General features: G+C 70.5%; 7 protein-coding genes. 4 read left to right on the top strand and 3 right to left on the bottom strand.

The window, feature by feature from the left end; all coding sequences use genetic code 11:
* Positions 1-82: 82 nt before the first annotated feature.
* Positions 83-1588 (bottom strand): hypothetical protein, encoded by a 1506-nt coding sequence (locus ACL06G_RS20025; protein WP_412785779.1) that lies wholly within the window; start codon positions 1586-1588, stop codon positions 83-85.
* A 99-nt stretch (positions 1589-1687) separates the two neighbouring features.
* The gene (locus ACL06G_RS20020; protein WP_412785780.1) at positions 1688-1927 is read right to left on the bottom strand and encodes a hypothetical protein; all 240 of its coding nucleotides are present in this window, start codon (positions 1925-1927) and stop codon (positions 1688-1690) included.
* 135 nt (positions 1928-2062) lie between these two features.
* Here ACL06G_RS20020 and ACL06G_RS20015 point away from each other — a divergent pair, with 135 nt between their 5' ends.
* Positions 2063-3040: a carbohydrate kinase family protein gene (locus ACL06G_RS20015; protein ID WP_412785781.1), complete on the top strand. Its 978-nt coding sequence runs from the start codon at positions 2063-2065 to the stop codon at positions 3038-3040.
* A gap of 28 nt (positions 3041-3068) precedes the next feature.
* On the opposite strand, the gene ACL06G_RS20010 is transcribed toward ACL06G_RS20015, so the two are convergent.
* Positions 3069-4508 (bottom strand): cysteine desulfurase/sulfurtransferase TusA family protein, encoded by a 1440-nt coding sequence (locus ACL06G_RS20010; RefSeq protein ID WP_412836438.1) that lies wholly within the window; start codon positions 4506-4508, stop codon positions 3069-3071.
* Positions 4509-4797: 289 nt separating this feature from the next.
* Between ACL06G_RS20010 and ctaC the strand changes: the two genes are divergently transcribed.
* From ctaC to ACL06G_RS19995, 3 genes are read left to right on the top strand one after another with little or no spacing between them, the layout of a single operon-like run.
* Complete coding sequence (gene ctaC / locus ACL06G_RS20005; protein ID WP_412785783.1) at positions 4798-5793, top strand: aa3-type cytochrome oxidase subunit II; 996 nt, start codon at positions 4798-4800, stop codon at positions 5791-5793.
* Entirely contained in the window at positions 5790-7541 is a 1752-nt protein-coding gene (ctaD, locus tag ACL06G_RS20000; RefSeq protein WP_412785784.1) for an aa3-type cytochrome oxidase subunit I, read from the top strand. Before ctaC ends, ctaD begins: the two co-directional genes overlap by 4 nt.
* The gene (locus tag ACL06G_RS19995; RefSeq protein ID WP_412785785.1) at positions 7538-7936 is read left to right on the top strand and encodes a cytochrome c oxidase subunit 4; all 399 of its coding nucleotides are present in this window, start codon (positions 7538-7540) and stop codon (positions 7934-7936) included. Before ctaD ends, ACL06G_RS19995 begins: the two co-directional genes overlap by 4 nt.
* The last annotated feature ends 14 nt before the right edge of the window (positions 7937-7950 follow it).

Raw genomic sequence — 7950 nt, 5'->3', positions numbered from 1 at the left:
GCCCCCGCCGGTCCCTCGGGCGGCCCCCGGGGGGGCCCCCCCTTCCGTGTGCGGGGCGGCGTGCCGCGCCGCCCCGCCGGGATCACTTCTTCCGCGGCAGCTCCTCACCGCTCTGCCCGTCGACGACCGGGCGGCCGTTCAGCGGCTCGTCCAGTTCGACCGTCACCTGCTGCTTCTTCGCCATCATGATGCAGGGCTCCTCGGAGCCGTTCTTCTCGGACTCGACGGTGACCGCCACCTTTCCGCCGCGGTCCTGGGCCTTCGCCCGATAGTCGTCGCAGACTCCGCCCCAGAAGGTCACGGTCAGCGTGCGGCCGTCCACGGTGTAGGACAGGGGAGCCGCGCCGTCACCCCCCGGGCGGACCGGGGCGTCGCCCCCGTCGCCCTGTTCGGGAGTGCGGAGGTACTCGGGCTCCACGGCCGGGAAGGCCACCTCGTAGGTGTCCGAGCCACCCAGCGGACGGACCAGGAACGTCCAGGCCGGCACCATGACCGGCCGGCCCTCGGAGTACTCGGTCGTCAGCCCGAACGTCGCGTCCGTCACCGGAACGGTCTGCGCGCCTTCCTCCGCGGTCCCGGGCTCGACGCACCGCACCACGTCGTCCGCCTCCGGGTAGCCGCCGAGCTCGCCGCCACCCGCGGGGCCGCCCTGTCCTGGCGTGTCGTCGCAGGACGGTGCCGGAGGACCGCTCCGGTGCTTGTTCAGCGCCTTCAGCGTCTCCTGCGCCGACATGACCGGGTACTCGGCGCCCTTCACCAGGTCGCCGAGGTGCCCGTGGCCCCGCACCAGGGTGCCGGTCGAGTCCACCGTGAAGGAGCTGGTCCAGTCGCGCACCGGGAGGCCGCCGGCCCGCGGTTCCGCACTCACCACGCGCAGCGCCCCGTATGTGCTGGAAGCGTCCAGCGCGGCGTGCTCCAGGTGCAGAGGCGCCAGCGCGGGCCGTACCGCCTGCTTCGCCCGCTCGGCCGGGACCGGGTCGCCCTGGTCCGGCGCCGGACCGCCGTCGCCCGGGAGCGGGTCGCAGGGCGACGAGGGGGCGTCCGGCCGGTCGCTCCCGGGCTTGCCGCACAGGTCGTCCCTGCCCTGCTGTCGACTCACGTACGACCACGAGGCGCCGCCGGCGGCCTCGCCCACGGTCAGCAGCGGTCCGGACCCGTCGGGCGCGCCCCCGACCCGCCAGCCGTCGCCCTGCCGCACCGGGTCGCCCGGCACGCGGAGGACCTTCGCGACGGCCGCGACCTCGGCCCGGGTGAGGTTGCCGTCAGGGCGGTGCACGGGCGCACTGCCCGGTCCCTCCGGCAGCTTCCCCTCCGCCTCGTAGACGGCGCCAGAGGGGTTCGGTTCTCCGGGCGCGATGCCGCGGTTGCCGCCGTCCCCGGATTCGGACCGGCCGGGAGTGTCCAGGACCAGCGGGGGCGGCTCGGAACCGCTGTCGGACGCCCGGGTCGCGCTCCCGGCCGGCTCGGTGGCGTTCGACGCCCAGTAGGCTCCGCCGCCGCCTGCCAGGACGACGGCCGTCGCCACCGAGGCGACGGTCAGCCGCCGTCCGCGCGGGTGGTGTCGCTCGGGGGTCTTGGAGGTGCTCACCAGTTCGCTCCTTCGGCTCCGCTCGTCATGTCGGGCCCGCATCCCGTTGCGGGACGCCCCTTGGACGGGGAGGAGGGGGGAACGGTTCCCGGCGGCCGCTCAGTCGCCGTAGTCGGACATGCCGTCGAGCAGGCGGGCGGCGCGCGCCGGGACGTGCACCCCGCGCGGGCGCGTCGGCTCCACCGCCGGACCGGGCCGGTCCTCCGACGGGGTTCCGGGTGCCGTGACCGGTCGCCGGCCGAAGGAGATCCGCGCGCCGTCCCCGCGGAGTTGTGCGAGCGAGTCCGGCTCCTCCCGGTCGTCACCGGGAGTCCGGCCATTCGTGCTGTCCGTGTCCACAACCGGACACTAATCATTTCCAGGACTCGGGGGAAAGGCCTACTATGTGGTAGTTACGTCCTGTTCGGCTGCGGAGCGGAAGCGGGTAGCGTTGTCGCGCCCGACATCCGTCCTCCGTCTGGAGCAGAATTCGCCGTGCGTATCGCAGTCTCCGGCTCCATCGCCACTGATCATCTGATGACCTTCCCCGGCCGCTTCGCCGACCAGCTGGTCGCCGATCAGCTGCACACGGTCTCCCTCTCCTTCCTGGTCGACAGTCTCGACGTCCGCCGAGGAGGCGTGGCGGCGAACATCTGTTTCGGGATGGGCCAGTTGGGTGCGCGGCCGATCCTCGTCGGTGCTGCCGGCGAGGACTTCGAGGAGTACCGCAGGTGGCTGGACCGGCACGGTGTCGACACCGAATCCGTCCACATCTCCGAGACCCGGCACACGGCGCGGTTCGTCTGCACCACCGACGCCGACCACAACCAGATCGGCTCCTTCTACACCGGGGCCATGAGCGAGGCGCGGCTCATCGAGGTGCAGTCCGTCGCCGATCGTGTCGGCGGTCTCGACCTGCTGTGCGTCGGTGCCGACGACCCCGAGGCCATGATCCGCCACACCGAGGAGTGCCGCTCCCGCGGTATCCCGTTCGCCGCGGACTTCTCGCAGCAGATCGCCCGCATGGACGGCGACGACATCCGCGTCCTGCTCGAGGGTGCGACATACCTGTTCACCAATGAGTACGAGAAGGGGCTCGTCGAGTCGAAGACCGGCTGGACCGAGGCGGAGATCCTCGACCGTGTCGGCGCCCGGGTCACCACCCTCGGCGCCCAGGGCGTGCGGATCGACCGCAAGGGCGAGGAGTCGATCCACGTCGGCACTCCCCAGGAGGAGGCCAAGGTCGACCCGACCGGTGTCGGCGACGCCTTCCGCGCGGGATTCATGACCGGCCTCTCCTGGGGCGTCCCGCTGGAGCGGGCCGCCCAGGTCGGCTGCATGCTCGCCACGCTCGTCATCGAAACCCTGGGCACCCAGGAGTACGAGCTGCGCCGCGGGCAGTTCATGGAGCGCTTCACGAAGGCCTACGGCGAGACCGCCGCGAACGAGGTCCGCGCGCACCTCCCCGACTGACGGGCGCGGCCCCACCGCACCCCTTCCGTCACGACATACCGCGTCCGCCCTGCTCCGCGCTGCGGCGGACGCGGTACGTCGTGCCGTCCGCGTCGACCCCCAGGTACTCGTGCCCCCGCATCCCGCACCAGGCCGGGATGTCCAGCCGTGCGGCGTCGTCGTCCGCGAGCACCGTCACCACTCCGCCCACCGGCACGTCGCCGATCACCTTCGCGAGTTCGATGACCGGCACCGGGCAGAGCCGGCCCAGTGCGTCCACGGTGACGGCCGCCTCCTTCCCACCGTCCTCCGCGGCCCCGGCCTCCTCCACCGCGGCGGACGCCCCACCGCGGGATGCCGCCGGAACGCCGGCGGCGTCCCGCACCGCGGTCACCGCCTCCGGAAGGGCGCGGAGGAAGCCGTCGACCTCCTCCTCGGTCGTGCCGGGCGGCAACGAGACACGCACGTTCCCCTCGGACAGCACGCCCATGGCGCGCAGCACATGACTCGGCGTCAGCGTGCTCGAGGTGCACGAGGAACCGGACGACACCGAGAAGCCGGCGCGGTCCAGGGCGTGCAGCAGCGCCTCGCCGTCCACGTACAGGCAGGAGAAGGTGACCAGGTGCGGCAGCCGCCGCACCGGGTCACCCACCACCTCGACGTCCGGGACCAGTTCGGGCACCCGCGTCCGGATGCGGTCCACCAGGCGGCGCAGCCGTGGCGCCTCCGCAGCCGCTTCCTCCTGCACCGCGCGCAGCGAAGCGGCCGCCGCCACGATCGCCGGGATGTTCTCGAACCCGGGGGAGCGGCCCGCCTCGCGCGCGTCCGCAGGGCCGGGCGGGTCGAAGCGCACACCCTTGCGCACGACCAGCATGCCGACGCCGCCCGGGCCTCCCCACTTGTGGGCACTGGCCGCCAGCAGGGACCACGGGCCGTCGACCGGGCCCCACCCCAGCGACTGCGCGGCGTCCACGAGGAGCGGGACCGCCGCCTCCCTGCACGTCCCGGCGACCTCCGCCACCGGTTGCACGGTGCCGACCTCGTGGTTGGCGCTCTGCAGGCAGGCGAGCGCGGTGCCGTTCGCCAGCGAGGCGGCGTACCGTCGGGGAGCGACCGCGCCGCTCCGTTCCACGGGGACCTCGGAGACCGTGCCGCCGTCCCGCTCGTGGGCCGCGGCCGCGTGCAGCACCGCGGAGTGCTCGACGGCCGACACCACCAGCCCGCGGCCGACGCGGTGCCGCGCGGCGGTGGCGCCGGCGATCCCGGTGTGCAGGGCCTGCGTGCCCGACGGCGTGAACACGAGTTCGTCCGGGCGGCAGCCGACGGCCTCCGCAGCCGCCTCGCGTGCCGCGTCCAGCAGTATCCGGGCGCGGCGGCCCTCCCGGTGGAGGCGTGCGGGGTCCGCCCACCCCTCGTCCAGTGCGGCCGTCAGCGCCTGCCGCGCGACGGGGTGCAGGGGCTGGGAGGAGGCGGCGTCGAAGTAGGGCACGCTTCACGCTAACGCCTGGCAGCTGCCCCGTGACGTGGGATGTCACCCCGAGGCGTCACCCGGGTCCTGGGCGGTCCCGTGCGCCGCGCAGCGGGGCCAGGGACAGGGGTTGTGCAACGGCGCGCCGTCGCCACGCGGGAGATCCGACCCTCCCCGCGCGACGCCAAATCGCGTCCAGTAAGGTTTGGCCCGCATAAACATCAAACCCTGCCCGCGCCACGGGCCGGCGCCCGACCACGCAAGACGGCCGAGCCCGGCTGAGCGGGCGAGACTCTCGGGAAGGCGCTACGTGAGTCCCAACGGCTCCGACCTCCCCCACCGCCCCCAGGGCGTGGGCGGTAACCCCATGTCGCAGCGCCCGATGCGGCGGATGCTGCCGCAGGTCCTCGCTGCGGGCCTGGTCCTGGCGACCGCCACCGGTTGCACATCCAAGGACTTCCCCCGCCTCGGTATGCCGACCCCGGTCACGGAGGAGGCGCCGCGGATCCTCTCCCTGTGGCAGGGCTCGTGGGCGGCTGCGCTCGCCACGGGTGTCCTGGTCTGGGGGCTGATCCTGTGGAGCATCGTCTTCCACCGGCGTTCGCGCACCAAGGTCGAGGTTCCGACACAGACCCGGTACAACATGCCCATCGAGGCGCTGTACACCGTGGTCCCGATCATCATCGTCGCGGTCCTCTTCTACTTCACGGCCCGTGACGAGGCGAAGCTGCTCGCCACCTCCGAGAAGCCGGACCACGTGGTGAACGTGGTGGGCTACCAGTGGAGCTGGGGCTTCAACTACATCGAGAACGTGGACGGCGACACCGCGACGGACGGCACCGACTCCAAGGAACTGGCCGCCATCCCGGACCGGATGAAGAAGGCCTTCCCGGAGGGCGCAGAGGGCGTCTACACCGCCGGCACCCCTGCCGACAGGAACTACCAGACCAAGAACCCGGGCCCCACCCTGTGGCTCCCGAAGGGTGAGACCGTCCAGTTCGTGCTGACCTCGCGGGACGTCATCCACTCCTTCTGGGCCGTGCCCTTCCTGATGAAGCAGGACGTCGTCCCGGGCCACACCAACCGCTTCCAGGTCACTCCGAAGCTCGAGGGCACCTACGTCGGCAAGTGCGCCGAACTCTGCGGTGTCGACCACTCCCGGATGCTCTTCAACGTGAAGATCGTCTCGCCGGAGAGGTACCGGGACCACCTGGAGAAGCTGGCGAAGAAGGGCCAGACCGGCTACATCCCGGCGGGCGTCGCCACAACCGGCGACGCCAGGAATGCGGAGACGAATAACCCGTGAGCATCCTCAACGAACCCCAGGGTGCCGCCGCGGAAGGGGTCGCCGGAACGGGCGACCCTGCGGCGCGCCGCACGGCGCCCGGCAATGTCGTGGTGAAGTGGCTGACGACCACCGACCACAAGACGATCGGGTCCCTGTACTTCATCACCTCGTTCTTCTTCTTCTGCATCGGCGGCGTGATGGCGCTCTTCATGCGCGCCGAACTCGCCCGCCCGGGCACGCAGATCATGTCGAACGAGCAGTTCAACCAGGCGTTCACCATGCATGGCACGGTCATGCTGCTGATGTTCGCCACTCCGCTGTTCGCCGGCTTCGCGAACTGGATCATGCCGCTCCAGATCGGTGCGCCGGACGTGGCGTTCCCGCGGCTGAACATGTTCGCCTACTGGCTCTACCTCTTCGGCTCGCTGATCGCCGTCGGCAGCTTCCTCACTCCGCAGGGCGCCGCCGGCTTCGGCTGGTTCGCCTACGCGCCGCTGTCCAGCGAGGTGTACTCGCCCGGCATCGGTGCGGACATGTGGATCATGGGTCTGGCCTTCTCCGGCTTCGGCACGATCCTCGGCTCGGTCAACTTCATCACCACGATCATCTGCATGCGGATGCCCGGCATGACGATGTTCCGCATGCCGATCTTCACGTGGAACGTGCTGCTCACCGGTGTGCTGGTGCTGCTGGCCTTCCCGGTGCTGGCGGCCGCCCTGCTGGTGCTGGAGTCGGACCGCAAGTTCGGCTCGCACGTCTTCGACGCCGCCAACGGCGGGGCGCTGCTGTGGCAGCACCTGTTCTGGTTCTTCGGCCATCCCGAGGTGTACATCATCGCGTTGCCGTTCTTCGGCATCGTCTCCGAGATCATCCCGGTCTTCAGCCGCAAGCCGATGTTCGGCTACGTCGGCCTGATCGCCGCGACGATCGCCATCGCCGGTCTGTCCGTGACGGTCTGGGCGCACCACATGTACGTCACCGGCGGTGTGCTGCTGCCGTTCTTCTCGTTCATGACGTTCCTCATCGCGGTACCGACCGGTGTGAAGTTCTTCAACTGGATCGGCACGATGTGGAAGGGGTCGCTCTCGTTCGAGACGCCGATGCTCTGGACCATCGGGTTCCTGGTCACCTTCACCTTCGGCGGTCTGACCGGCGTCATCCTGGCCTCGCCGCCGCTCGACTTCCACGTCTCCGACAGCTACTTCGTCGTGGCCCACTTCCACTACGTGGTCTTCGGCACGGTGGTCTTCGCGATGTTCGCCGGCTTCCACTTCTGGTGGCCGAAGTTCACCGGCAAGATGCTCGACGAGCGGCTCGGCAAGATCACCTTCTGGACGTTGTTCATCGGTTTCCACGGCACCTTCCTCGTACAGCACTGGCTCGGTGCGGAGGGCATGCCGCGGCGCTACGCCGACTACCTGGCGGCCGACGGCTTCACCGCGCTGAACACCGTCTCCACCATCAGTTCGTTCCTGCTGGGCATGTCGATGCTGCCGTTCTTCTACAACGTCTGGAAGACGGCGAAGCACGGCAGGAAGATCGAGGTCGACGACCCGTGGGGTTACGGCCGCTCGCTGGAGTGGGCGACGTCCTGCCCGCCGCCGCGGCACAACTTCCTCACGCTGCCGCGGGTGCGGTCCGAGTCCCCGGCCTTCGACCTGCACCACCCCGAGATCGCCGCTCTCGACCAGCTCGAGGAGACCGGTCGGCCCGATGCGGCCGGTCGGGGCGAGGAAGCCGTTGCCGGCAAGGAGGTCGGGAAGTGAAGATCCAGGGACAGATGTTCATCCTGCTCTCCTTCTTCATGCTCGCCATGGCGGTCGTCTATGGCGTGTGGTCGAAGGAGCCGGTCGGCACCACCGCTCTCTTCCTCACCTTCGGCCTGTCGCTGATGATCGGCTTCTATCTGGCGTTCACCGCGCGCCGGGTCGATGTCGGACCGCAGGACGACAAGGAGGCGGACGTCGCCGACGACGCCGGCGAGGTGGGCTTCTTCAGCCCGCACAGCTGGCAGCCGCTCTCGCTGGCGATCGGCGGTGCCCTGGCCTTCCTGGGCATCATCTTCGGCTGGTGGTTGTTCTTCTTCTCCTTGCCGGTGGTCCTCATCGGACTGTTCGGATGGGTGTTCGAGTACTACCACGGTGAGGCGCAGAACCAGTAAGTCTTGCGCATCCC

Source organism: Streptomyces callyspongiae (assembly GCF_047200695.1).
GTDB lineage: Bacteria > Actinomycetota > Actinomycetes > Streptomycetales > Streptomycetaceae > Streptomyces.
The sequence above is the reverse complement of the archived record's forward strand: the minus strand, read 5'-3'. Positions and strand labels throughout refer to the sequence as shown.